We start from the raw sequence: 24,205 nt of genomic DNA, 5'->3' as shown, positions 1-24,205 counted from the left end.
CTCGGAAATCGTCTTTTAAGCGTGATGATCCTTGTCTTTATGACAACATGAAGATTCACCGGAATCGCATTTAGAATGACATTTGCAAATACAACGTATCGTTGAAACGGTAATGATTCCGGCTATCCCTACCAAAACGTAACAGAAGCGACTCCAAAAGGCTGTAGGGCCGTTAAAAATCTTTGCTATGACGTCGAACTGGAAGAGGCCGAAAGATCCCCAATTTAAAGCTCCGATAATCGTAATGATTACGGCAAGTGATCGAACGAGCTTACCTAGCATTGTGACTAACCTCCTAAAAATGATGTTATGACTCATCTTATTCATCTCGTTATTTAAGACTAAGTTTTTTTTTAATCATGTTTGTTATTTTTATCCGTGCTCGGATTGACTTTTTTTAATCTCTGAATATAATCCCTTTGTGATGAGTCTCTTTTTGATTGTTTTTCGAAGACTCGACAGCATTCGTATAAAGTTTGCGCAAACAGGAGCCGTTTCTATGACGCAACAAATTATAGATCCCAGTGTTTTAAGAAAAATAGCCGCCGTTGCTGCTATTTGTCTCGATGAAGAATCGATTCCCGAATATACCAAATATTTAATTGACGTCGTTGATTATATCTCTCAGTTTGATGAATTGGATTTCGAAGACGGTATATCCGAATGTGAAGGGAAAGGGTTTATCGAGCCGAAAGACAGTAGGGAAGACGCCGTTAAGGATCTTTTAGCAAGAGAGGAGTTCTTATCGAATGCACCCGATCAATTAGGTGGGATGATCAAGGTCCCTGTAGTGATTAAATAGTTTCGGTAGGGGTCTTATGGGGTTGTTTCGAAAAACTGCAATTGAATTGGCGGACGGGGTGCGTTCGGGAGAATTTTCCGCTGAGGAAGTAGCTTCTCATTTCTTATCGCGAGTACAAGGATTCGATTCCGAAACCGGCGCTTTTCTTGAGGTCTTTGAAGAATCCGTTATGGAACAGGCAAAAGCTGTTGATCGAAAACGAAGAGAAGGCGGAACTTTAGGAAAATTGGCGGGAGTTCCCATCGGCATTAAGGATAATATTCACATTCGTGGAAAAAACACGACTTGTGCTTCAAAAATATTGGAAAATTACAAAGCCGTTTTCAGTGCTTCGGTTATCGATATGCTTGAACGGGAAGATGCTTTGCTGATCGGAAAAACGAATATGGATGAATTTGCTATGGGATCGACGACGGCAAATTCCGCTTTTCGGACGACATGTAATCCGTGGGATTTGGACAGAGTTCCGGGAGGTTCCTCTGGAGGATCGGCTGCAGCGGTTTCTGCCAGGTTTTGTCCTTTGTCTTTGGGTTCCGATACGGGAGGATCCATCCGACAACCCGCGTCTTTTTGTGGAGTGGTCGGTTTTAAGCCTTCATACGGACGGGTTTCTCGTTACGGTTTGGTAGCATTTGCCTCCTCTTTGGATCAAATAGGTCCTATAGGGACTACTGTTGAAGATGTAGCCTTGGGCATGGAAGTTTTGGGTCAGTGCGATGAACGAGACGCGACATGGTCGGGAAAATCGATGGACAATTGTTTAATGGCCGTTAAACAGGCGCAACCTCCGAAAGTTATCGGCGTACCTTCGGAATTTTTGGAAGGATTGGATAAGGAAGTCAGAGATAATTTTTTTGCGGCCCTGGCCGTTTTTGAAAATCTTGGTACGAAAATTATTGAAGTGAACCTAAACATTTTGCGTTATTCGATTGCCGGATATTATGTGGTAGCTTCTGCTGAAGCGTCGACGAATTTGGCTCGTTTTGACGGAATCCGATACGGTTATAGAGATCCTGATGCAAAAACCCTTTCGGAGGTCTATACCATGACTCGAGGTAAAGGTTTCGGTAAAGAAGTCATTAAGAGAATTCTTTTGGGTACTTTCGTGTTATCCGCTTCTCAAAAGAAAGCTTATTACGAAACGGCAACGATGATTCGTCAGGCAATTCTTAGAGCTTTCAACAAAGCGTTTTGTAACTGTGATTTTGTTGCGCTTCCCGTTTGTCCTGGGCCAGCCTTTAAACATAATGAGGTGTTGGACGATTTAAGGTTGTATTTGCAGGATTATTATACCGTTGGGGTCAATTTGGCTTACTTGCCTGCAATAGCGATCCCTTCAGGATTTACGAGTGAGGGGTTGCCTCTGGGAATTCAGTTGATCGGTCCGAGAGATTCGGATGTGAATGTATGTGGGGCTGCTTACGTTTACCAGGAGTCTTCGGGTATTAAGAATAAAATTCCCGGAATGTTTGATATCGTTTAAGGTTAATAAATTTAGGAATTCGTCATGAGTGGCACCGTTTATGAGAGTTGGGAATCTGTAATAGGATTGGAAGTTCATGTCGAACTGAACACGATTTCCAAATTGTTTAGTTCCGCTCCTAATTGTTTTGGAGATGAACCGAATACTAATATTACTGCGGTATGTACGGGACAACCTGGGGTTTTACCTACTCTCAATCGAGAAGCCGTTCACAAGGCTGTAAAATTCGGTTGTGCCGTTAACGGCGAGATTGCTTTGATCAGCCATTTTGATCGAAAGTCTTATTTTTACCCCGATAGCCCTAGAAACTTTCAAATTACTCAGTTCGAAAGACCTATCGTCCGAGGAGGATGCCTTAAAGCTTTGGTTCGTGGTCAGGAGAGGGAGTTTGCGTTAACGCAAACCCATCTTGAAGACGATGCCGGTATGTTGAAGCATTTTAGTAACTTTGCTGGGGTTGATTACAATCGAGCAGGAGTTCCTTTGATTGAAATTGTATCAGCTCCCTGTATGTTTTCTTCGGAAGATGCCGTAGCATATGCTCAGGCTTTGTATTCGTTACTTCGATATATCGATATCTCAGATTGTAATATGGAAGAAGGTTCGATAAGATTCGACGCTAATATTTCCGTTCGTCCGAAAGGTAGCAAAGAGTTGCGCAATAAGATAGAGATTAAAAATATGAACTCATTTTATTTCATGGGACAAGCTCTCGAAGTTGAAATGCGAAGACAAATCGATGAGTATCTTTCACATCCTCATAAGGACGTGCAAACCGTAATCCCTCAAGCCACCTTCCGTTGGGATCCTGAGAAAAAGACAACGGTGCTTATGAGATTGAAAGAAAGTGCCGAGGATTATCGTTATTGTAGAGAACCGGATTTACCCGTTCTTCAATTAACCGGCGAATATATAGAAAAAGTTCGTAAAGAACTTCCGGAGCTTCCTTATGAGAAGTATAACAGATATCTCGAAGAGTATTTAATAGCTGAGGATATAGCTGCGATATTGGTTTCGGATAAATCTACGGCTTTATTTTTTGAAGAAGCTGTTTTGGAGTGCCTTAATATAAGGTTTCTCTCCAATTGGATTACAATTGAGTTTGCAGGAAGATTCAAAGTACTTGGGGGTAGTTTAGCGACTTCCGGTATTAAGCCCGGTGCCGTAGCCCGTTTGGTCAATATGATTGAAAACGGCACAATCACCGGCAAGATTGCTAAAATGATTGCGGATGTAATGGTCGAATTTCCTTTGAAGACACCGGATGAAATAGTTGCGGATAATCCTGACTTTTTACCTATGAAAGATGAAGCATTTTTGGATACGGTTATTGAGAACGTGATTATGAAAAATCCCGAATCCGTACAGGATTATAAGGGAGGTAAAGAGAAAGCTCTCGGCTTCCTGATTGGTCAAATCATGAAAGAAACTTCCGGTAAGGCACAGCCTCAAAGGGTTAATGAGCTTCTAAAAGAAAAAATGGCTAAGAGTTAAGATTTTGTCCGTTTTTCTTTTTTAGGATTTTGTCTGTCTTTCTTTTTAAAGGCTTTTCTTCTCTGCCATTTTTGTTGTTGTTGGTTTTCTTGTTTTTCTTCCGAATTATCGGAAGAGGATTGTCCGCGATTTATTTTTGTGACGGGTTTGATTTGTGATTCGGTGGATGACATGAAAGATGATGTTGAAGGCTGGATCGTTGGTGTTGCCGCCACTGAAAATAACGGTGCCGAAGGTGATGGAGTAGTTGTTACTTCCTCTACGTGTTCTGAATTTTCCTCTGCTCCGGGGATGGTGGGCTTTAATGAATGAGACCGAATTATTGAATAAGAGGCTTCTTCGATCAGTGGAGGATCATTCGGTTGCAGACGAGTGTGTGTCATCGAACCCAATAAACCGTCACTATCCGAACCCGTATCTGTCGTTTGAGAGGCGGCATTTAGCCTTATCGAAGACAAGTTTTCTCTTATTTGTTTATCCAGTCTTTGTTTACGTCTTCTTTCCATTTCCTTGTAATGGTTTTTGGAGTCTATTTTCGGTTGAACTACGGTCTTTCGGGACTGTGTTCCGGTTGATTGGGTGCCCTTAAAGGCTTTAAGCGTTACTTGTTTTATAGAGATCATAGCCAGTCCGATTAAGATCATGCCGATGAAGAACTGCGGAGTGGTTGCCAACATGACTCCAAAACCTCCCGTATAACAAGCGGCAACAATAAGTGCGGCACCTGCACTTACAAGTAAAATCGGAGTTAACACAGCCAATGTTTTTTGAACTATGGCCTGTGCCTTAGGTTTTTTAACGAGATCAGACAATAATAAAGCCAATCCAAGACCGGCGAATAGAACTGAAGGAATCAGGGCGTACAACATGAGACCTTGTCCACCTGACATAACTATAGTCGTTATTATGGAAATAACGGCTAAAGCAATAATTCCGACATCGAAAACGATTTTAAGTTTAGGATGTTTATCCGGAAGAGACAAAAACGAATCCAGCTTCCCCTTTGCTTGAGTTTTTACGTCGGATAATCCCGAAGCAGGTGCTGCGCCTGGGTTATTCATGGATTCGGGAGATTGCTGAGGAAATTGAGGTAATAGCGAAGTAATTCCTAAATTCATAAATCTAACATCCTTGTTAAAACTAATTTTAATTATAACTGATCAAAATTATGATTGTAATGTTTTTAATAAAAAAAAACGGCACTTCTTGTTAAGTTTTTTCTAAAATTACAGGGAGGGAAGGAGGAGTTATGGGGGATGATGGAGGTATTTTATATATAAGACGGTCGCTGAGATAAATGAAAGAAGATGCGCCTAATAAAGCAATGGCGACCCCTAACCCGGAGAATAACACGGTGGCGGGAGCAAACAAAGCAAGAGATGTTAAGAGGACCACAAGAAGTGTGACAGATAGGACACACAGAAGCCAAGTAATCGAATAATGAGCGAATTTCCGTGATTGGAAAAGCGAAATGAAAGCTTTTATCGGTATCCCCACGATTCCCAGAACAAGGGAGACAGGAAGAATAATAATCTTGAGTATTCCCATAAAGAATGAGATGAAAACGGAAATGGCTATGGCTGTTTTATGTGCAGGGTTATAAGCTATTCTTATACCATCGGCTAGTTTAATTTCCGGAAAAACAATCTTTTCAAAAGAAGAAATTCCTCTGGAAAACAATCCTTTACAATCCATGAGAAAATTGACGAGTTAAAACCTGAAATTATAAACGATCTTTTAAATTTATATCAATCCAATATCTTTGATTTAGAAGGATATAACGAAATTTCCCCCGAAATAGCCGGAATCTTTGAATTTCTCAGTGATTTGAGCATGGTTTTTACGATCAGCGAAAGAAAAGCCTTTACCCAAAGCAATGCCGCCGAAAACTTTTAAGTAACTTCGCTCGGAAGGGATAATTTTAATATTTGCTTCCAATCCTTGATTTTCATACTCGAAAATTCCCTTTGATAAGATCGCATTCTCATGCAACCTTTTTCTGAATCGAATGATTCGGAAAGAAGTTCCGAATCGACAAATCGAAGAACAGGCATAATCAATTGAAAAGTTATTAGGATATATAAGATTGACAGTCAGGTCTTTACACGGCTTACAGGAAAGTCCTACCAAAGGCCAGGCTTTCTCTTGTCGAAGGCCTGCTTCATTGACAACCCCCATTGTAATTTCCATCACATCGGAAGCTTTATAACGGCCGCACATGACGAGTTGATAAATATTATAGTTAAAGCTGCCGAATTTTTCGGGGTCCGTTAAAACGGAAAACAGGATAGACCAATTCCAACGAGGAAGAGCTAGGGTATAGCCTCCGACGGACATTAAAGTATAAGCGTAGGCGCTTTTATCTCTGAAGATTTTATTGGTATCCCAATCGATATTGGCTATGACTCCGCCGCAAGAGACAATGAATCCTGATAATTCATTACAGGGGATAGTAGCGGTAAATGTGGTATCGAATTGTTGATATCCGATGCTTTGATTCTTGAGTTTCTTAAAATCGGCTTTATTAATACAAAAGCCTTGAGTTTGCCAGGAAAAAGGACGAAATTGTCTTTGGAGATCGATTTTTTCCTGTTCTTTTCGATTATCGATCAAATAAGAAACGGCCTGAACAGGAAAACAAACTGCTTGGGTGACTAACGCCAATAAGCCGATTAACGAACGAATTATCATGATTCCCTTTTATTTTCCCTTTTGAGTTTCTAAAATGTCGGTAATTTCGTCATATGTCTTGAAATGTCTTTTACAGACTTTTTGCAAGGTCTCATAGCCTCTTTCGAAAGCAATTCTAACGGCTTGATTTTTAACTGTGCTACCCGCACCTTTCGGCAAAACCAGACCATGAATTTTTTCCAATTTTTTGATTGATAGAATAAAATCTTCTCGAGAAAGAATAGAAGCTGCGGCAACAACTACGTCGCTTTCTGCTCTTACTTTTTGGTATACGGGAATCGATATATTTTTATTTTTCAAAGCTTTAATCAAAACGTTTTCATCAGCGAATTTATCTGAGATGGCAAAGACTCCGTGACTGCAGATTTTCGATTCCAATTTTTCTATAATTTTAGCGTGACCCCACGCCAAAAGTTCATTGAGATTGCGGAACTTGTCATACAACAGGTTGTATTTTTCGGGTTCAATTCTTACGACTTCATAAATACATGATTCTTTGATGATTTTTGCCAATTTTAAAATAGAGGCGTCTCCGATTTTTTTAGAATCCCTAATACTGTTCTTATGAAGTAAAGAAACTATTTTTTCGTTATCGGCAAAAACTCCGGCAATACACAAGGGACCGAAAAAATCTCCTTTTCCGGATTCATCCACACCGATGCGAGGACGTAGATCAAGCTCGCTTTCCGGCAACGTTTGAGAAAAACTTTTTAAAATTTCGGGTTCCAGGAAAAACTCTATGAAATCCTGTTTTTCTTTTCCTTGGATGACAAGCTTCCCGGAAAGATAAAGAGAACAAGAGATTCCGGAATTTTTAGCGCAAAAAACCATATGATCGGGATAAGAAAATACAAAACCTCTTTTCTCCAGTTCATCACGTAATTTATCGGTTTGAAAGGAATCTAAAGTCGTTACGAAGGACATGGGGGAGATTTTATATTTTTAAGGCGATTTAACGCAATAACGGTTGCTATTTTTTGAATTCGTTTGAATTTTATGTTGTTCGTATGCTTCTTTCGGATTTATACTGCAAAAAATAACAAAAAAATTTAACGGCCTAGTCTTATATATCGGCGGTATTTGTAATGAAAAGCATTCATAAGGATCTGGTTTATTTCGGTAGTGAATTTCGTCGTTTACGGGAAGAAAAGAATTATTCTTGGCAAGATATCGAATTGGCTACTTCTTTGAGGTTACATCATATAAGAGCCATAGAAGACGGTAATATCGGTGAGCTGATCTCTCCTGTTTATGCCAGAGGTTTTATTAAGAATTATGCCGATTTTTTAGGGTTGAACGTCGAAGAAATGTTACACCGCTATCCTTATGTAGGAAGTGTTTTTAAAGTGCCTCACAGCGGATCGGCTAGTAACGATCTTCGATTTTCGGAATTAAGAGATAATCGGAACAGAAGATCGAACAGTTCCTTAAAAATCTTTTTCTGGGCCGGCATTATTGGATTTGTTTGGTTAATCGCTTATTTTTGCGATGTTATTTAACGGAATCTTAAGATTTTAGCCTCTTTAAGGTTATCGGAGTGCTTTCTTTTTAACCCTGGTCTTGTTTAAGGAATCCAGAACGAGCTCAGCATGTTCGTCCGAGATAAGGTCCAACATTCTCTCGAACTGTAAAGCAGGGATTTCAGGATTGTATTCGGAACCGTTTTTATCCGTTTTTATATATCGAATACCTAAAAATGTGACTCCGGCTTTATCGCAAGCTGCTTTCACGGATAGAAGATTTTTTTCATCATGATCGATAACGATGATCCTTTTGTAAGTTCTTTCGAATGTGTCAAGTAAGAGAAACAACGCTTTACCCATTGACAGTCCTGTTTTTAATCCGGAAGTAAAGAGCGTTCCGTCTTTGTATAAAAGAGAACAAAGAGGTTCTTCCTGATGATAAGGATTCTTTAATATCCGAGTTTTTATTCCCGGAAAAGGTTCGTTGAAGCAAATATTCATCTTTTGCATTTGAAACAGTGTTCTGTTCGCTATCGATAAAGGTCTATCGGTAAGAACGAGAATAGGAAATCCTTGAATGTTATGAGCATGACAGAGAGGAATATTATCGGGGGCAACCGGGACTTGTTCGGTAATGTTTTGAACAGCTAGCCATTCATTAAGTGATTGTTTATAAGGATCTTCCAAGTCGGAGTCTTGTTCGGCCGATGCGACTCTATCCAAGAGCCATTGTCTATTTCCCAGTGTTTGAGCAGGTTGTAAAAGAACATCGTCCAAAACGATACAAATCAAATCTCCTATTTCGAAATTCGATTGGAAACCGAATAAGTCAAGACTTTCCGAAACGTATGCAGATCCCGATGAAATAAAGACAAACGAAAAAAGCAATGTAAGTAGAGGTAATTTCATACAATCCTCCTTAGGATGTTGGATGATAAGCACAGTTCGTTTTTAAATTTGCAAAATCGATACGATAATGTCGTCCGGAAGGATCGCTTTAAATTCGTTAAACTGAAGATTAGCAGCTTGTAATTTGTCGTGAATTTCAATCGCTTTCAAATACTCGTTTTTCTCGTAAAGAATGCCTAGGAAATCAATTCCGTAAGGACGAAAATATTTACCTACGGTTCGAATTGTTTTGAGATTCGAACTCACGTATAAAAGCTTTTTAGGAATAATGTTATATTTGTTCAACAAGTCTTGAAGCGCTTTTTCGAAAGGCACTTCCGAACAGAAAAGAACACCTCCGGTGAAAACTATCAATTCCGAGAGACAAACATTTTCCGAATCATTCAAAAACGATTCACTTTCATAGCCCGAGTAAGGAAACAAATCGATTCCGTGATCATATAGATCGTCTATGACTTTTTCGGCTAGAGAAATGCCTTTATGGGAAATTCCTATGATATTCAATGAGGAATTCAAACCGATTGAGCGGATGATTTGTGCACAGGAACTTTCAACCGTTCTTTTTTGACACAAGAAATTAACGGCATCATAACCGAAGGCAAGTTCATTGGAGCACACAGGGATCGAAGATTCTTTTATTTTCGAAGCGTTGGAAAGAAACCAAGCATAGGATCCAAGATATTGAGTCGGTTCGAGCAATATTTCGTCTACGTTGATGCATATTAACGTATCGAGGGAGGAAACGAGACTTGTCAGTTGACCGATCGTTTTTATGGTCTTGATGTTAAGAGTATTATCGGATGTGACAGTCGCTTCGGACAGGCTTGATATGCAGGCAAGAAATAGGAGGGGTAAACAAAATAAACGGGACAATAACATTTGACAATCGCCTTTTCTTCTGGAAAAGCATCGATGTTAAAAAATAAATTTTTTTTTGAATAGCTATTTCCAAGTATCGAAAAATCGGAAGAGGAGGGATTCGAACCCCCGGTCCCTGAAGAGGACTTCTGATTTCGAATCAGATACATTCGACCACTCTGCCACTCTTCCGCATTTCAAAATGTATGGATTCTAGAAAAAACTCTTTAGAAAATCAAGGATTTGTCTCAGCAAGTTTTATTTTGATATTAAACCATGATTTAATAAGTTTTTAATTAAAAAAAATATTTTTTATTTTTAATTAAAATACTTAATTTTTTAGTTTAAAATTTAGTTAATATTTTATTTTTTTAAATTATGTCGAATTCTTCTTATACAAATAAATTGGTGCATGAGAAGTCACCCTATCTTCTTTCTTATGCTCATACGCCGATCAATTGGTTTCCTTGGGGTGAAGAAGCTTTTAGAATAGCCGAAGAAAATAACAAACCCATTTTTCTTTCCATAGGGCATTCAGGTTCAAGAGTGTGTAAAATTATGCTGGAAGAAAATTTTAGGGATCCGGAAATAGCGGCTATTATGAATGATTCTTTCGTTAACGTAAAAGTAGATAAGGAAGAATATCCTCATCTTGGGGCTCTTTACATAGAGTTTGCCTCGATGTTGTCTTCCGATAGTTCTTCTTTAACCGGTTGGCCTTTGAATATTTTTCTGACTTCGGACTTAATTCCTTTTTTTTCAATGAATCACATGATTTTGGAAGAAAGGTTTTCCAAAGGTTCATTAAAACAAATTATGCAAAGAGTTTCGGAGATTTGGAATGACACCGAAGAAAAGGAAGAAATTCTTGAACAAGCCAATAAAGTATTTCAAGTCATCTCTTTCGTTCAAGGTTGTATTGCCAAAGATGAATTCTCGAAAGACGATGCGGCCGGAGTTGTTGCGGTAACTTATGCTGAAGCGGATCCCGTTTACGGGGGATTGAAATCGTTTCCTAAATTTTCCCTAGGTCATCAAGGTCGCTTTTTACTGAATTTCGCTAAAGAAAATTCCGAAAGTCGAGCCGCTTTTTATATCGATAGAACATTGGATATGATGAGTCGAGGAGGAATTAGAGATCATTTAGGAGGAGGGTTTTATAAATATACGATAGACGACAAATGGATGATTCCCTGCTTTGAAAAAAACGTGATGGATAACGCCGTTCTAGCTCTTTTATATTTGGAAGCCTGGGCTTTTACGAATAAGGATAAATACCTTGAGGTTGGAGAAGAAATTTTAAATTATTTATCGGGAAATTTGAGGAATCCGGACTTGCATTGTTACTTTTTATCGGAGTACGGAGGTTTCATCGGAGGAAAAGACGGCGGATTTTATACGTGGTCAAAAGAAGAAATTCAACCGGCGTTAAAAAATCGTTCAGACCTCTTTTGCGATTACTACGGCATTTGTAGTGAAGGTATTACGAACGGAAGAAACGTTCTTCATATTCCTATAGGATTGGATATTGAGATTTTAGCGGAAAAATATTGTCAAACGCCTGCAGAAATCGAAAGTATTTTAAAAGAAGACAAAAAAATTCTTTCGGAAGTAAGGAATTTAAGAGAAAAACCTTCCATCGATGATCAAGTCATTTGTTATTGCAACGGGTTCATGATTCACGTCTTGGTTCAGGCCGGTTTGATTACCGGAAACTCTGCTTATTTCGATTCGGCAGAAAAAACGGCACGTTTCATCAAAGATCACATGCTTCAAGAAGGAGGAATTCTTTTTCGTAGATGGCGTGAGGGAGAAGCTAAATTTAATGCTTATCTGGAAGATTATGCTTGCGTGATTTTAGGTTTTTTATCGCTGTTCCAGGCAGGACGAGGTATTCATTGGTTGGAAACGGCGGTTTCCTTAGTTAAAACGGTTATGAGTCGCTTTAAATGCGAATCCGGGATCTTTTATTCTACGGATGGTAGTGATCCGACTCTTATTCTTAAAAGAAGAGAGATAGCGGATAGAGACGGTATATCGGGGACAGCGGTCTTAGCCGATTGTTTTCTGACTTTATATGCCATTACCGGAAAAAAAGATTTTTTGCATCAGGCGGAAGAAATTTTTCAATTTACCAAATCTTTTGTTGAGATGCATCCGTTCGCTTGCTTTACTCAAATGGAATCGTTTCAAAGATATTTTTCTCGAGATGAGTTGTCGATATATATTTGTCCCGGAAATTCTGAGAATAGAGACATGATTTTAGAAGCTTTTAAAAATAAATATATACCTAATAAATCTTTAATTTGGTTATTTCCCGAAGAGAATCAAGATACGTCGATTTTAGATAATGAGTATGTTCATAAAATGTCGGAGTTGTCCGGAAATGGTCCGGCAATTTATTGTTCCGGACGTGATAGGTCTATAAAATTCAGTGATATTAAATCATTTATTGAATTTATTAAATGCAAGTAAGGATTATTTATTTTATTTTCATTATATTTATGTTTTTAAATTTTTCAATTTAATTATTTGTGTCAATATTTAATTGTTGCCGTCTAAGAGGAAATGAAGGAAGTCATCCGGAAAGTATTGAATTAAGAAGTCTAGCCGAAACTCACAATGGCAATTTGTCCAATGTTATATTCAAAATAAGGAAAATTTGCGATATTACACCGCATATGGGTTGTTGCGGGTTGATAAGTTATGTGGAATCGGATCAAGATCCGCCTCGTTCTTTATGCCAAAGAGCAGTTGATTGTTGCTCCTCGAAAAGATATCTTTCCGGTTTGTCTCGAGCACGTTTGACTGCTTTCGTCCAAGATTTATGTGTGGAGTATGGCGAAATTGCAGTGGGTTTGGCTTTTAATCAATCATTGATAGATATCGATCAGTATTTTGAATGCGGCATGAAGTTGAAAGACAGTGAGAAATCGATTCTTAAGCAACAAGCCAATGTGTTTCAAAGCACCGGCATTTCTTGTTTGCGTTTGAGTAAATCTCAGGCTGATTGGAAACACGCGCAAATGTCTTGCGTGGAAACCTTGAGTCAAGGGTCTTCTGGTTTTTCGTTTTTATTTGACGGCTCTCAATTACTTAATCCGTGCTATGTCGATGCCGGTTATCTTAAGTCTTACGAAGGTGAAAGCATTCCTGTTTTGACTTATGTGGATACAACATTTAAAACGGAAAACCTAGAAGCTCTTAATATCGGTTATTTAACAGCGACGCTACAGGAAGTATACGTGTCGGATCTGAAAGACGGTAGGTTAAAACCTCTTTCTGTAGGCGAGGCAATGACTTTAGTAGCCGTCGTAATTGATATGATTATTTTGATGGGAATTAATGAATCGAGTTGCATCAAGATAGAAGAAATAATGGCTTTGATTACTCTTTTATTGTTCATGAAAGGGAAGGTCGTGATTAATGGAGCTTATCATCCGGAAATGAGTTCTTTATCTTCGTCGGATAAGCAAAAGATCAGTGAGTTAAAAAAGCGTTTTAAGACTCTTCTGGTGGATGCCGGTGTTAATTGGCGGGAACATCCGTTATTTGAAGACGAGGCTAAAGCATCCTCGGTATTATTCGAACATTGTTCCGCAAGTTTTATCGGGGAATGTCATAAAGCTTATCGAGAACGAGGAACTATGAATTCCTCTGAACAGAGAGCGATGTTTGTAAAAAGACCCGGTGATGTAGCAAGCATTTTTGGTTGTTCCAAGAAATTGTGTTTTAGATCGGGAGGGCGTATTTCGTATTTAGGATCGGAAGGAACTTCCGTAGAGCCCGATTTTTAAAATGTTCAGATAGCCATTTACTCACTAATTCTTGTAAAGATAAGTACAAACGTCTAAAATCGCTCGGGTCACGTTGCGGTGTTTAGGATTGGAATATTAGGATAGAGGAGGATGACGACTATGTATTGTTTGTTGAAAACGATTCTTACGGTCGTGATTGCATCGTCGTATTTTATCGGAACCTGTTTTTCATCGGAACCTTATATGTTTTCTCCTTTCGTATTGAACGGAAGTGACGAAAAGCCTGAGGCTCCTGTAGATCCTGCAGGAATGATAGTTCATAATCATGTGATTTTGAAAGTAAAAGATAAAGTCATGACTTTGATGGATGTTATTCATAAAATGAATATTTTATTTTTTACTTATTACGAACCTTTGATTGATTCCGTTTCCGCTAGAATGCAATTTTATGACTCTATGTGGCAAACTGCTTTTGAAGCTACCGTTGATGAATTTTTGATGGCTACCGACGCCGATGAGAAAAAAATCAGAATCGAGAGTACTGACGTTAAACAGGAAATTATAAGAATTTTCGGAGATAAATTGACGACATTTACCGATGCTTTCGAAATGACTTATAACGATGTTTATTTGACCGTCTTTCGAATGTTGATTTCGCATAAAATGATGTCTTTGATGGTACGATCCAAGGCTTCTTTATCCGTAACTCCTAAAGCCGTAAAAGAACGCTATGCAAAGTTTATTGCTAATTCTTCGGAAGAAGTCAATTGGAGATATAGTGTCTTAAAGATTCATGCGTGCGATTCGCGGAGTGCTTTTCAGTTAGCCGAAAAAATAATCAATCGTCTGAATGATTCAAAAGTATGGGATAAAGAACGAGTCAAAGCCATAGCCCTGGCATCCGGAGGACAGGTATCGTTTTCCGATGAGTTTTTAAGGAAGGATTGTGACATATCGGATTATCATAGACAGGCTTTGTGTAGTATAGATGAGAATCGTATGGTTGGAGATCCCGTTGCTTATAAGGATTCTTATCGATTATTCGTTCTGCATGCGAAGGAAATTTGTAAGCCCCAGTCTTTCGCATCTCTTGAAAATTCTTTGAAAAAATCTTTGATTGAAGAAAAATTGGTTGTCTTTGATAAAGAATACAGAGAAAAGCTGCGATATCGTTACGGATATGACATTACGATGCTACCTGAGAAATTCTCTCATTTCAATGGTTTATTTTCCTGGCTATAATCGATGAAAAGAAGTTCACCTGAAAAGATAACCTCTTTTTTCAAAGCTAATGGAAAAAGACCAAGGAAATCTTTTTCGCAAAATTTTCTTATAGATGCCAATATCGTGCGTAAGATTGTGGCTGTTGCTGATATATCCGATAAAGACTCGATTCTTGAAATAGGTCCCGGCTATGGGGCTTTAACCGAATTTTTGGTTGCGACCGGAGCTAACGTAGTCGTTGTAGAAAAGGATCTGTTATTTCAAGATGAACTTGAAAAGCTACCCATTACCGTATTTATGCAGGATATTAAGGATTTTTCTTTCGCTGCTCTTCCGGAAGGAGGGAAAGTCGTAGCCAATCTTCCCTATCATATCACCACCCCTATATTAATTATGCTTTTTGAAAAGGCCTTGGGGAAATTCAATTCCGTAACCGTTATGATTCAAAAAGAAATGGCTCAAAGAGCGGCAGCTACACCCTCTTCTGTCAATTACGGTTCTTTCAGTGTTTTTCTGGCTTTTCATGCAAACGTGAAAATAGCTTTCAATGTATCTCCTTCTTGTTTTTTTCCTAAACCGGCCGTTCATTCCTCGGTGGTTCATATGACGGTAAAAAAAGAATTTCCTCTCCCTTTGAATGAGAGAGAAGCATTTTTTAAGATGACTCGCAAAGCTTTTCATATGAGAAGAAAAATGCTTGTCAATGCTTTGGAAGCTTTGTATGACAAGGAAAAAGTCAGACAGGGTTTAGAACGAATGTCTAAATCTCCGCAAGTACGAGCGGAAAATTTGTCGCTCGAAGATTTCGTCCTTCTTTATCGTTTTTTAAACCCCTGAGGCAAACCGTTCCAATTCAATTTTGAACGGAGTGTTACGAAATAATCGTATTCTTGCGGTTTCAAAAAAGGAATTTCTTTTGTGCCCTTTTTGCAAATGAAATTTTGCCCTTTAGCAAAATCCAGGTGGACGACACCGTCATAGTTGATCTGTATGGGACCATAATCGTTTAGATACACAACATTAATCGATTTCTTGGGATTGACGACAACGGACTTATTCAATGTCGTATGAGGACAAATAGGAGTAATAAGTATACCGTCAACGTTAATATCCAAAATAGGTCCGCCTGCAGATAATGAATAAGCGGTAGATCCGTTAGGTGTTGCAAAAATAATACCATCGGCGGAAAAAGTATTAATCAGACAACCGTCTACGAAAACGGCTAGATCAATAAGATGGGGAATATTGCCTCTGTGAATGATGATATCGTTCAAAGCAAACTCGGTATGTTCTTCGCTATGTTCTGCGCTTGCCACAGAGCCCGATATGGTAGTTTGATTGACGATTCGAGAATGCGAATCGAGAAGAGTTTCTAATGCGTCTAAACTTTCATCTATTGAAATATCTGCCATGAATCCTAAGCGACCTAAATTCAAGCCTACTATGGGAGGAACATCATTATCGAACGCCCTAACCGCACGAAGAATAGTTCCGTCTCCTCCAAGAGATAAAATCATAGAGTAATTCTTAGGTGCAGTTTTATCGAACAAAGGCAAATTCAGAATTTTCGCGCATTCCGAAGTGGTTTCGGCATGAAGATTGAGTTTTTTCAATAAGGGGAGAAGTTTCAAAACCGTTCTTTGAAAATCGGATTTGGTGGGATTACCGAAAATCAAAACGCTCATAGTTTAATACCGGATGATCTATTGTTTTGTTTCATGCCGAATGCAGTCATGCTTTTGGTGAAAATTTGTTCGGCGGTTAACCCGATATTTTTTAAAACAGTTTGCGATTTTCCGTGAGAAAGAAATATATCCGGAACTCCGAAATTAAGTACGTCCGCTTTAAAATGATAATTAACCAAAAATTCATTGAATTCCGCAGCCAGTCCCGTTTTCACTGAGTGTTCTTCAATGATGATTACTTTTGTATGAGACATTAAGAGAAGACTTAACAGATTTTTATCTAAAGGTTTTACGAAGATAGGGTCAAACACCGTGGGAAGGATACCAACGGATAGGAATATTTCTCTTAAAGTCAACGCTAAGTCTGCCATATGACCCAATCCGATAATAAGAAGATCTTCTCCGCGGGTTAGAATTTCTCCTTTTCCTATTTCTCTCGTTATCGGAGTCAATTTAGGATCTTGCGTTTCTTTGTTGGGGTAACGAATGGCTACAGGAACATTCCAAGAAAGAGAAGAAATCAATAATTCCCTGAGCAATAAGCCGTTTCGAGGTTGACAGATGATCATATTAGGCATGGAACGAAGGAATCCTATATCGTAAATACCTTGGTGACTCATACCGTCTCCGTAAGCTAATCCTGCTCGGTCTATACCGAAGATTACGGGGAGATTTTGTAAACAGACATCGTGAAAGAGATTATCGAAAGCGCGAGATAAAAATGACGAATAAATGGAACAGACAATTTTTTTTGATTTTTGTTTGGCAATGCCTGCCGAAAAGGTAACGGCATGACCTTCGGCTATACCGACATCGAAAAATCGTTCGGGGTATTTCATTTTAAAATCTTCGAGGCAAGAACCCAATGACATAGCCGGAGTAATGACATGCAATTCGGGATAGAGTTCGCCCAATTTCTCGATTTGTTGTCCGAAAATTTTCGGAAACGTTTGTTTAGCGGCATTTTCCGGAGTCACATACTCGCATGATTTTTTGTCAAAATTAGGAGATACTCCATGATATAATGAAGGATTGGTCTGAGCATCTTCCACGCCTCTGCCTTTTACCGTAACTGCATGTATAATAATAGGAAAAGGTTGATTTTTCACGGATTGCAAAAGAGGAATTAACTTTCTGATATCATGTCCGTCGACGGGGCCGATATAAGATAAACCGAACTGCTCAAAGAAGGGTGCCGGTGAAAAAAGATTTTTTAAGGATGTCGAAAGCTGTTTTCCGTATTCCATTAACTTCAATCCGTAACCGGGTATTTTTTTTACCAGTTTTTCCAATTTTTTCGTCAATTTGCTGGCTGTTGGGTTGTTCAATAATTTAATCAATACATGAGCGATTTTACCGACGTTTTCCGAGATGGACATTTTATTATCGTTTAAAATGACGATTAAATTCGGAGTATCTTCGGAAATATTGTTTAGAGCCTCCAATGACAGTCCGCATGATAAAGAAGCGTCTCCTATAAAAGGAATCACGTGGTCTTTCGAAGACTCTGATCTCGCTGCCAGTCCTAAAGCCAGTGAAAGAGCATTTCCGGCATGTCCGGAAAAGAACAGATCGTGTTCCGATTCGGTAGGACAGGAAAAGCCGCTTAACCCCCCATCCGAACGTATATTCAAAAATTGATCGTTGTTTCTTCCGGTAATCAATTTGTGGGTATACATTTGATGACCCACGTCGAAAATAAATTTATCGTGCGGAGAATCAAAAACGTAATGAAGAGCCAAAGTTAACTCGATGACTCCTAGATTAGAGGAGAGGTGGCCTCCGGTTTTAGCTAAGACATTGATAATTTTTCTTCGGATGTCATCTGCAACTTCAGGAAGTTCTTGTAGAGAAAATTTTTTTAAATCATCCGGTGAATGGATTTTTTCGAGATAAGGATATTCTTTATTCATAACGGTCTCGATGTTCAATCGATGATTCTCCCAAGATTAAAATCATTTACAACGAGATCCCCGTTTGCCGATGTTAAAACATTTCCGACATCATCTTTCGCTATTATCTTCAGTTCACGACATTCCTTTCGTTCGTTTTTTAAAACGAGTTTTAGGTTATCAACGAATTGTTCGTAAATTTCAAAAAATTCCTCAAAACAAAAATTATCGTTGTCCATTGATTCCATAAGAGAAGTCAATTTTTTCTTTAAGGACTCCGGCGTCGAGATATCGTCCGTCATGAATCGCAACTGTCCCCAGTCGCCAAGACATCAAGATCGGAAGTTCTTTTCTTATTTAAATCGGCGACTCTTTTTTCAACTTGGGCAATTCTTTTGTCGCAAAAAGTCATGAGTTCATTCGCTTCTTCGTAAAGCTTTAACGAATCGTCCAAGGACGTTTTACCTGAGTTCATAAAATCAATGATTTCTTCCAGACGGGCAACGGCCTCTTCAAAACCTAGAGTTTGTTTTTTTGTCATGAATCGTACCTATTTTTAGTTTTTATCTACGAAAAGCGAAGCTTCCCCATCACGAAACACGGCTAAGACTCGAGTCTCCGGAAGTAAATCCTGCTTGGAAAAAATAGCCGAACGAGTATTAAAATCCAAGAGCATTGAGAACCCTCGTTTAAAAGCACGGTCAGGATGAAGGGCTTCGAGTTGCTCTCGACATCTTTCGAAGCGTTGTTTATGAGAATTCAAGTTCGAATGGAAAATATGACCGGCCTCTTGTACGCAAAGATCCAACATTTTTTTTGAAGACGAGATTGTCTTGATTATCCCGTAATTTAATTGATCTCCTCTATGAGATAAATCTTTTAAACAGAAACTACGGTTTTTAATACGAAAACATAAGTGCTCCATGATGTTTCGGTATCCCAAGAGCAATTGTTTCGTTTGAAGAATCGTATTTGCAATCGATGGGTTTAAGGATTCGAGGAGTCTCCACAACCGTTCACTGAAGTTGTTAAAGGAAAACGCATGAATCGCACTACGCTTAATAAGAGATAATTTGAGAATGCCCCTATCTAGTCGGGCGCGAAAACTTCTGTCGAGAGCGTCTTTCAAGTAATCCGACCGCTGGCTTGCGGAACGATGAAAATCGGAAAGCTCCAATTGTTTTTTCAGAGAAAGTAATTGATTATGGGCCTGTTTCAATCGGAACAAAGCTTTGTTAAAAGCTTGTTTAAAGAGATTTAATAGACGTATCTCTTCTTGAATGCTTTCAACGGTGATAAGTTCAGCGGCGGCGGATGGAGTGGGAGCTCTTAGATCGGCAACAAAATCCGATAAAGTGAAATCGGTTTCATGTCCGATCGCAGAAATAACGGGTACTCGGCTTTTGAAAATGGATTCGACTACGATAGGCTCGTTGAAGCTCCAAAGATCTTCTATACTGCCGCCTCCTCGTGCCAGAATGATAACATCAACCGCTTGGCGTTCGTTGAATATTTTCAAAGCATCAGCTATTTCTTCAGGCGATCCGGGACCCTGAACGCGTACCGGATTCAAAATTAGTCGGAAAGAACGACTTCGTCTTGAAAGCACGTTAATAATATCTCGGATAACGGCTCCTGTCGGACTCGTAATCACACCGATATTTACGGGTGATTGAGGCAGAGCCTTTTTTATTGAACAATCGAAATAGCCTTTTTCCGAAAAGAAATTTTTTAGACGTTCGAATCGTAAAAGTAATTCTCCGAGTCCCGAAAAAGTAAGGCGATCCACCGCGATCTGATATTTACCTTGAGGAGCATAAACGGTGACGCTTCCTTGGATAACGACGGCATCACCTTCTTTAGGGGTTATGGCATATTTCGTTTTAAAATGAAAACAAACGCAAGCTATTTTAGCTTGCGAATCTTTAAGATCGAAATATAGATGTCCGCGCGAGTGTAAGGTGACATTGCTCATCTCACCCTTGACCGTAATGGAGGAAAATTCGGTTTGAAGAGCGTGCTTGATCCCTGCCGTTAGATCACTGACTGTCATGATAGAAGTTCCTAAGGTCATTCGCTTTTCTTCCAGTCGGTCTAAAATCTCAAAGGATTATATCAACTTTGTGTTCATTTCGTAAATTATTTGTTTTGCAATAAGAAGATTCGATTGAGTCTATTACTTGACTTCCTCTTTATATTGATGATAAAATCTCATTGTTTTCTTGTTTAAAAGTCATCTGAGGTTGTTTTCGTGTCTCGTAAAAATTATATTCTCGGAAATTGGAAAATGCATAAGACTTGTCTTGAATCCGTTGCTTTTTTCGATGAATTTGTTTCTTTAATGCAGGAGCACTTGTTTCCTGGGTATATCGGAATAGCGGTACCTTTTACCGCATTGTCCTTGACTGCGGATCTGGCTTCTTCCGGAAGAGTATTGCCCGGAGCGCAAAACGTCTCATCGGAAGAACAAGGAGCTTTTACCGGAGAAATTTCTTCATGTATGCTTAAGGAAGCCGGAGCGGAGTTCGTTATTGTAGGTCATTCCGAAAGACGAATCTTATTCGGTGAGACGGATTTCATTGTTTCTCTCAAGATTCGGAGGGTTTTACTTGCCGGAATGCTTCCTGTGTTTTGTATAGGAGAAACTGCGGAAGAAAGACAGCAAAACTTAACGAAAAATGTTCTAAGGAGACAAATTACCGATGGGTTATCCAAAGTGGATATCGGTAATGATTTTGTTTTGGCTTATGAACCTGTTTGGGCTATAGGAACGGGCAACGTTCCCGAAAATGAAGAAATTGAAAACATTCATCAATTTATCAGACAAGTTTTGGGTGAAGTGATGGCTCCTGAGAAAGCTGCTGGGATTTCCGTTTTGTATGGAGGTTCGGTAAACGCGACCAACATATCTGAAATTTCCGTTTTGCCTAACATTGACGGTGTATTGGTCGGCGGAGCTTCATTGTCACCCGTTTCGTTTTTTGAAATTGTGTCTAACTATTCCTCAATATAAGAGTTTGAATTATGTTATTTTTATACTACGCTTTTTTATTTTTTCTTTTATTAGTGTCCGTGTCCGTGTGCTTTTTAGTTTTAATACAAGAAAGTAAAAGTATGGGATTGGGGGCTTCTTTCGGTGTGGATTCGGGAGATTCCGTCTTTGGAGTTTCAACACCGGTCGTTTTAAAAAGAATAACGGCATGGCTATCGGTGATTTTCGTATTGGGATGTGTAATCTTGTCGGTTTGGACTAGCGCTTTAGGCAAAAAATTACCTGATCATGAGTTAGGGTCTATAGAAAATCCTGTCGGTAATCCAGATGATTAGGAATCTATGTTATTACGATCATCCGATTTTGAGAGCTAAGGCTCTTCCGGTAGTCGACTTTAACGATTCTCTCTTTCATTTGATCGATGATTTAAAAGAAACGGTCGCTGCTGCTAAAGGCATTGGCTTAGCTGCTCCTCAGATAGGTGTTTCACTGAGAGTCTTTATCTCTTGCATCAAGGGAGAAGATGAAGAGCAAAAGTTGATGTTTTATGATGAACCTTTGGTTTATATCAATCCGATTTTAAAAAATCCCGGAAAAAAAAATTTAATAGCTTCCGAGGGGTGTCTGTCAATACCGAAACTTAAAGCACAGGTTTTTCGTCCCCAATCCATCGATATTTCTTATCAAAATGAAAAAGAAGAATCATTTCATCGATCATATTCCGGGTTCAGTGCTCGCGTACTCATGCATGAAAACGACCATTTGAATGGTGTTTTATTTATAGATCGTCTTAAAAAAGAAGAACGAAGAAAGCTGGAAAAAGATTTGGCTTTGATTAAGAAAAAATATGCAAGTTTTCGTTAACCTTTAGATCTTATAGCCCCCATCCAATTGTAATAGGAAAAACAGTCGATTATCCGCTTCCCTATGTTCATAAATCGTTTCCAGGCACCAGTGTTCGAAGATTTTCGAGACTAAGGTCATCTGATATTCGAAATATCCGGGTTTGTCTTTTTCTCTGCGACCGTGTCTTAAAAATAATTTATAGCTAAGACCGGGATGTAATCGAACGAATATTTTTGAAAGCAGAAGGTTTCTTGCGTCCGAAAGGGGAGATTGAAGAAGCTCTTTTTCCGTTCTGGATACGTCCAAAACAAAATCCGACTTATCCGATTTAATCCAGCTGTATTTGCTTCTATGCAAGAATTCCGAGGATATGGCCAAGTTTTTTCCGGGAGCCCATTTCCATGAAATATTCCAGTGATCCCAAGTGTGTTTTTTTGTAATCCATTCAGTCTCCAGATTTATCTTAGAAGTTGTTGTAGGGGATAAAGTTCCTTTTACGTAAATTTTAGGAAAGAGATCACCGGTTGTTTTATTATTCCAGAGAGTTAGGGTTCCTATGTCACAGTTAAATAAAGATACGCCTTGCGTATTTAAAAAAACGGAACTGAAACCGGACTTAAATAAATGAAGAATATTAAAGGCGTCCCTCACCGAAAAGATATAATGTTCATTGTTTTTCAATTGCGGATGTGTAATTCCCTTACAGGTCACGTAAGGTTCTACAAAATGTTTTCCTGAGGAAAATTTTTTCATTAATGCCCATTTGTAATCGAGAGAGTATTTTCCCACTAATTGCTGTTCAGGCATTCCTTCCGGGGTTTTATTATAGTAGATGCCTATAAATTCTATTCCGGGGGAAAGAGAACCCATTTTTATAGGAAGCAAAGTATAAAATCGTGGGTTTAAAGAGGCTCTCAGGCATGAAAAAGATTTGGCATTAGGGATGTTATAACTGAATGAATAATCGCGGTAGCCTATATCAAAACTGTTTTCAAAGAAAAAAAGGTTTTTAAAAGATCCTGCCTTCTTATTCACGAAAACATAAGGAAGTTCTTTCTCAACACTTTGAAAATCATTAACTTTAAAACGGGTTCTTAAAAGAAAATGCGATAGGTTCGTATTTCGATAAAGAGAAAATTCAGTGGGGCCGGTATTCGGGAGAGAAAAATTTCGTGGAGAAATATCGGCAATAGTTTCCCAGCTATCGGTAACATGATAGCACCCCCGGAAAACGAGTGCATTCGAATTATCGTTTCGGAATAAATACTTTCCCTTGAGTCGATAGCGATCATGAGAATTCGGAGTATCGATGCATAAGCTATGAGCATAATAATTTTTTAAATCAATGAACTGACAATCACTTTTTTTATAACTTAAATTCGACCCGAATCCCACCCCATTGCCGAAAAAGTGATCGAAGATCAGTGTCTTGGAAAATGTTTTGGAAGAGAAAGGACAGTAATTGATCCCTACGTAAGAGCCCAAAAAACCTCCTCCTCCTCCTCTTAGAGAAAACGGAGGACGTTTGATTTTATTGGGATTGAAAGAAATAGTAGGGAAGAAGAAGACCGGAATATGTTTAATTTTTAAAACAGCTCTATGAATAGTTAGAATATCGTTTGAGGAAAAAGAAATAAGGGGACTACTGAGGACGACATTTTTTTGAGGGCCTTCCGATGTGGACACATATCCTTTTTTAACTTTTATTCCGGAATTTTTAATAATGATGCTTTTGCCTCCGATGAACCAAGGGAATACGGCAAATTTTCCGTTCGTCAGACAAGCGATTTCATTTTTTTCGTTATATTCAAATTCATCACAGATAAATGTATAGCGATTATATGAGACCATGACGTTTCCGGAAGCTTTTAAAACGAAACCATCTGATTTGCTTTCTTCGGAATGAAACTTATTGGCTTGAATCGTTAAATTATCGGTTAGGGTAATGGAACCATCTTCGATATCAATGGCTCCCGGAAGTTTCTTTAATTGATTGAGATATTTTCCGGATTTCTCAAAAGTTTCAAAACCGTCCGTATGTGAATAAGAAAAAAGAGAGGTGAAAATAAGAGCTGCCGAAAGGTAAAAGTATTTTTTCTTCTTCATTA

At 38.8% G+C, this 24,205-nt stretch carries 24 protein-coding genes and 1 tRNA gene; 11 read left to right on the top strand and 14 right to left on the bottom strand.

The annotated features are described in order from the left end of the window. Positions 1 to 15 precede the first annotated feature (15 nt). On the bottom strand, positions 16 to 282 hold the full coding sequence (locus RSA43_01890; protein ID MEG2496039.1) for a DUF378 domain-containing protein: 267 nt from the start codon (positions 280 to 282) through the stop codon (positions 16 to 18). 217 nt (positions 283 to 499) lie between these two features. Here RSA43_01890 and RSA43_01885 point away from each other — a divergent pair, with 217 nt between their 5' ends. Genes RSA43_01885 through gatB form a run of 3 tightly spaced genes read left to right on the top strand, consistent with a single transcriptional unit; the run spans position 500 to position 3,779 of the window. Further along, entirely contained in the window at positions 500 to 802 is a 303-nt protein-coding gene (locus RSA43_01885; GenBank protein MEG2496038.1) for an Asp-tRNA(Asn)/Glu-tRNA(Gln) amidotransferase subunit GatC, read from the top strand. A 16-nt stretch (positions 803 to 818) separates the two neighbouring features. Then, positions 819 to 2,285 carry an Asp-tRNA(Asn)/Glu-tRNA(Gln) amidotransferase subunit GatA gene (gatA, locus tag RSA43_01880; protein MEG2496037.1) on the top strand — a complete coding sequence of 489 codons (1,467 nt, stop codon included), beginning with the start codon at positions 819 to 821 and terminating at the stop codon, positions 2,283 to 2,285. 24 nt (positions 2,286 to 2,309) lie between these two features. Beyond that, positions 2,310 to 3,779, top strand: a complete 1,470-nt coding sequence (gene gatB / locus RSA43_01875; protein MEG2496036.1) for an Asp-tRNA(Asn)/Glu-tRNA(Gln) amidotransferase subunit GatB — start codon at positions 2,310 to 2,312, stop codon at positions 3,777 to 3,779. Here gatB and RSA43_01870 read toward each other — a convergent pair. The 4 genes from RSA43_01870 to rnhC form a co-directional block, all read right to left on the bottom strand. Next, positions 3,776 to 4,897 (bottom strand): IncV family inclusion membrane protein, encoded by a 1,122-nt coding sequence (locus RSA43_01870; protein ID MEG2496035.1) that lies wholly within the window; start codon positions 4,895 to 4,897, stop codon positions 3,776 to 3,778. The genes gatB and RSA43_01870 overlap by 4 nt on opposite strands. A 91-nt stretch (positions 4,898 to 4,988) precedes the next feature. Next, the gene (locus RSA43_01865) at positions 4,989 to 5,474 is read right to left on the bottom strand and encodes a DUF5422 family protein (GenBank protein ID MEG2496034.1); all 486 of its coding nucleotides are present in this window, start codon (positions 5,472 to 5,474) and stop codon (positions 4,989 to 4,991) included. A 72-nt stretch (positions 5,475 to 5,546) separates the two neighbouring features. Next, a complete protein-coding gene (locus RSA43_01860) occupies positions 5,547 to 6,470 on the bottom strand; it encodes a hypothetical protein (GenBank protein MEG2496033.1) in 924 nt (307 codons plus the stop codon). 9 nt (positions 6,471 to 6,479) lie between these two features. Then, positions 6,480 to 7,394, bottom strand: coding sequence for a ribonuclease HIII (gene rnhC / locus RSA43_01855; GenBank protein ID MEG2496032.1), 915 nt, complete (start codon positions 7,392 to 7,394; stop codon positions 6,480 to 6,482). 161 nt (positions 7,395 to 7,555) lie between these two features. Here rnhC and RSA43_01850 point away from each other — a divergent pair, with 161 nt between their 5' ends. Continuing rightward, complete coding sequence (locus tag RSA43_01850; GenBank protein MEG2496031.1) at positions 7,556 to 7,969, top strand: helix-turn-helix domain-containing protein; 414 nt, start codon at positions 7,556 to 7,558, stop codon at positions 7,967 to 7,969. Between the two features lie 30 nt (positions 7,970 to 7,999). Here the strand turns inward: RSA43_01850 and RSA43_01845 are convergent, their stop codons facing one another. The 3 genes from RSA43_01845 to RSA43_01835 all read right to left on the bottom strand — a co-directional run bounded on the left by RSA43_01845 (position 8,000) and on the right by RSA43_01835 (position 9,892). Next, positions 8,000 to 8,842: a DUF2608 domain-containing protein gene (locus tag RSA43_01845; protein MEG2496030.1), complete on the bottom strand. Its 843-nt coding sequence runs from the start codon at positions 8,840 to 8,842 to the stop codon at positions 8,000 to 8,002. Between the two features lie 42 nt (positions 8,843 to 8,884). Continuing rightward, positions 8,885 to 9,721, bottom strand: a complete 837-nt coding sequence (locus RSA43_01840) for a DUF2608 domain-containing protein (protein MEG2496029.1) — start codon at positions 9,719 to 9,721, stop codon at positions 8,885 to 8,887. 85 nt (positions 9,722 to 9,806) lie between these two features. Beyond that, a tRNA-Ser gene (locus RSA43_01835) sits at positions 9,807 to 9,892 on the bottom strand. 216 nt (positions 9,893 to 10,108) lie between these two features. Here RSA43_01835 and RSA43_01830 point away from each other — a divergent pair. The 4 genes from RSA43_01830 to rsmA all read left to right on the top strand — a co-directional run bounded on the left by RSA43_01830 (position 10,109) and on the right by rsmA (position 15,519). Continuing rightward, positions 10,109 to 12,175, top strand: a complete 2,067-nt coding sequence (locus RSA43_01830; GenBank protein MEG2496028.1) for a thioredoxin domain-containing protein — start codon at positions 10,109 to 10,111, stop codon at positions 12,173 to 12,175. 59 nt (positions 12,176 to 12,234) lie between these two features. Beyond that, positions 12,235 to 13,497, top strand: a complete 1,263-nt coding sequence (locus RSA43_01825) for a hypothetical protein (GenBank protein ID MEG2496027.1) — start codon at positions 12,235 to 12,237, stop codon at positions 13,495 to 13,497. A gap of 111 nt (positions 13,498 to 13,608) precedes the next feature. Then, positions 13,609 to 14,700, top strand: a complete 1,092-nt coding sequence (locus RSA43_01820; GenBank protein ID MEG2496026.1) for a hypothetical protein — start codon at positions 13,609 to 13,611, stop codon at positions 14,698 to 14,700. Between the two features lie 3 nt (positions 14,701 to 14,703). After that, positions 14,704 to 15,519, top strand: a complete 816-nt coding sequence (gene rsmA, locus RSA43_01815) for a 16S rRNA (adenine(1518)-N(6)/adenine(1519)-N(6))-dimethyltransferase RsmA (GenBank protein MEG2496025.1) — start codon at positions 14,704 to 14,706, stop codon at positions 15,517 to 15,519. Here the strand turns inward: rsmA and RSA43_01810 are convergent. Genes RSA43_01810 through xseA form a run of 5 tightly spaced genes read right to left on the bottom strand, consistent with a single transcriptional unit; the run spans position 15,498 to position 20,312 of the window. Then, positions 15,498 to 16,367, bottom strand: a complete 870-nt coding sequence (locus RSA43_01810; protein ID MEG2496024.1) for an NAD(+)/NADH kinase — start codon at positions 16,365 to 16,367, stop codon at positions 15,498 to 15,500. The genes rsmA and RSA43_01810 overlap by 22 nt on opposite strands. Further along, positions 16,364 to 18,280 carry a 1-deoxy-D-xylulose-5-phosphate synthase gene (locus tag RSA43_01805; GenBank protein MEG2496023.1) on the bottom strand — a complete coding sequence of 639 codons (1,917 nt, stop codon included), beginning with the start codon at positions 18,278 to 18,280 and terminating at the stop codon, positions 16,364 to 16,366. The genes RSA43_01810 and RSA43_01805 overlap by 4 nt, the downstream gene beginning before the upstream one ends. 14 nt (positions 18,281 to 18,294) lie before the next feature. Then, positions 18,295 to 18,561, bottom strand: a complete 267-nt coding sequence (locus RSA43_01800) for a hypothetical protein (protein ID MEG2496022.1) — start codon at positions 18,559 to 18,561, stop codon at positions 18,295 to 18,297. Beyond that, positions 18,558 to 18,800: an exodeoxyribonuclease VII small subunit gene (gene xseB, locus RSA43_01795; protein MEG2496021.1), complete on the bottom strand. Its 243-nt coding sequence runs from the start codon at positions 18,798 to 18,800 to the stop codon at positions 18,558 to 18,560. The genes RSA43_01800 and xseB overlap by 4 nt, the downstream gene beginning before the upstream one ends. 15 nt (positions 18,801 to 18,815) lie before the next feature. Further along, the gene (gene xseA, locus RSA43_01790; protein ID MEG2496020.1) at positions 18,816 to 20,312 is read right to left on the bottom strand and encodes an exodeoxyribonuclease VII large subunit; all 1,497 of its coding nucleotides are present in this window, start codon (positions 20,310 to 20,312) and stop codon (positions 18,816 to 18,818) included. A gap of 198 nt (positions 20,313 to 20,510) precedes the next feature. Here xseA and tpiA point away from each other — a divergent pair, with 198 nt between their 5' ends. The 3 genes from tpiA to def are packed head-to-tail and all read left to right on the top strand — an operon-like array spanning position 20,511 to position 22,115. Further along, positions 20,511 to 21,272 carry a triose-phosphate isomerase gene (tpiA, locus tag RSA43_01785; protein ID MEG2496019.1) on the top strand — a complete coding sequence of 254 codons (762 nt, stop codon included), beginning with the start codon at positions 20,511 to 20,513 and terminating at the stop codon, positions 21,270 to 21,272. A gap of 11 nt (positions 21,273 to 21,283) precedes the next feature. Next, complete coding sequence (secG, locus tag RSA43_01780) at positions 21,284 to 21,586, top strand: preprotein translocase subunit SecG (GenBank protein ID MEG2496018.1); 303 nt, start codon at positions 21,284 to 21,286, stop codon at positions 21,584 to 21,586. After that, the gene (gene def / locus RSA43_01775) at positions 21,579 to 22,115 is read left to right on the top strand and encodes a peptide deformylase (GenBank protein MEG2496017.1); all 537 of its coding nucleotides are present in this window, start codon (positions 21,579 to 21,581) and stop codon (positions 22,113 to 22,115) included. Before secG ends, def begins: the two co-directional genes overlap by 8 nt. A gap of 3 nt (positions 22,116 to 22,118) precedes the next feature. Here the strand turns inward: def and RSA43_01770 are convergent, their stop codons facing one another. Beyond that, a complete protein-coding gene (locus RSA43_01770; protein MEG2496016.1) occupies positions 22,119 to 24,203 on the bottom strand; it encodes a hypothetical protein in 2,085 nt (694 codons plus the stop codon). Positions 24,204 to 24,205: the final 2 nt, after the last annotated feature.

The organism is Victivallaceae bacterium, from assembly GCA_036659455.1.
In the GTDB taxonomy this organism is placed as follows: domain Bacteria; phylum Chlamydiota; class Chlamydiia; order Chlamydiales; family Chlamydiaceae; genus JAVXCN01.
The sequence above is the reverse complement of the archived record's forward strand: the minus strand, read 5'-3'. Positions and strand labels throughout refer to the sequence as shown.

Coding starts and splice junctions, on each gene's coding strand:
- RSA43_01865 (MEG2496034.1), bottom strand. CDS start 5,474: ATGGATTGTAAAGGATTGTTTTCCAGAGGAATTTCTTCTTTTGAAAAG.
- xseA (MEG2496020.1), bottom strand. CDS start 20,312: ATGACAGTCAGTGATCTAACGGCAGGGATCAAGCACGCTCTTCAAACC.
- RSA43_01845 (MEG2496030.1), bottom strand. CDS start 8,842: ATGAAATTACCTCTACTTACATTGCTTTTTTCGTTTGTCTTTATTTCA.
- xseB (MEG2496021.1), bottom strand. CDS start 18,800: ATGACAAAAAAACAAACTCTAGGTTTTGAAGAGGCCGTTGCCCGTCTG.
- RSA43_01890 (MEG2496039.1), bottom strand. CDS start 282: ATGCTAGGTAAGCTCGTTCGATCACTTGCCGTAATCATTACGATTATC.
- gatA (MEG2496037.1), top strand. CDS start 819: ATGGGGTTGTTTCGAAAAACTGCAATTGAATTGGCGGACGGGGTGCGT.
- RSA43_01860 (MEG2496033.1), bottom strand. CDS start 6,470: ATGATAATTCGTTCGTTAATCGGCTTATTGGCGTTAGTCACCCAAGCA.
- RSA43_01840 (MEG2496029.1), bottom strand. CDS start 9,721: ATGTTATTGTCCCGTTTATTTTGTTTACCCCTCCTATTTCTTGCCTGC.
- RSA43_01800 (MEG2496022.1), bottom strand. CDS start 18,561: ATGACGGACGATATCTCGACGCCGGAGTCCTTAAAGAAAAAATTGACT.
- RSA43_01885 (MEG2496038.1), top strand. CDS start 500: ATGACGCAACAAATTATAGATCCCAGTGTTTTAAGAAAAATAGCCGCC.
- RSA43_01810 (MEG2496024.1), bottom strand. CDS start 16,367: ATGAGCGTTTTGATTTTCGGTAATCCCACCAAATCCGATTTTCAAAGA.
- rsmA (MEG2496025.1), top strand. CDS start 14,704: ATGAAAAGAAGTTCACCTGAAAAGATAACCTCTTTTTTCAAAGCTAAT.
- RSA43_01850 (MEG2496031.1), top strand. CDS start 7,556: ATGAAAAGCATTCATAAGGATCTGGTTTATTTCGGTAGTGAATTTCGT.
- RSA43_01870 (MEG2496035.1), bottom strand. CDS start 4,897: ATGAATTTAGGAATTACTTCGCTATTACCTCAATTTCCTCAGCAATCT.
- RSA43_01805 (MEG2496023.1), bottom strand. CDS start 18,280: ATGAATAAAGAATATCCTTATCTCGAAAAAATCCATTCACCGGATGAT.
- RSA43_01770 (MEG2496016.1), bottom strand. CDS start 24,203: ATGAAGAAGAAAAAATACTTTTACCTTTCGGCAGCTCTTATTTTCACC.
- rnhC (MEG2496032.1), bottom strand. CDS start 7,394: ATGTCCTTCGTAACGACTTTAGATTCCTTTCAAACCGATAAATTACGT.
- secG (MEG2496018.1), top strand. CDS start 21,284: ATGTTATTTTTATACTACGCTTTTTTATTTTTTCTTTTATTAGTGTCC.
- gatB (MEG2496036.1), top strand. CDS start 2,310: ATGAGTGGCACCGTTTATGAGAGTTGGGAATCTGTAATAGGATTGGAA.
- RSA43_01820 (MEG2496026.1), top strand. CDS start 13,609: ATGACGACTATGTATTGTTTGTTGAAAACGATTCTTACGGTCGTGATT.
- def (MEG2496017.1), top strand. CDS start 21,579: ATGATTAGGAATCTATGTTATTACGATCATCCGATTTTGAGAGCTAAG.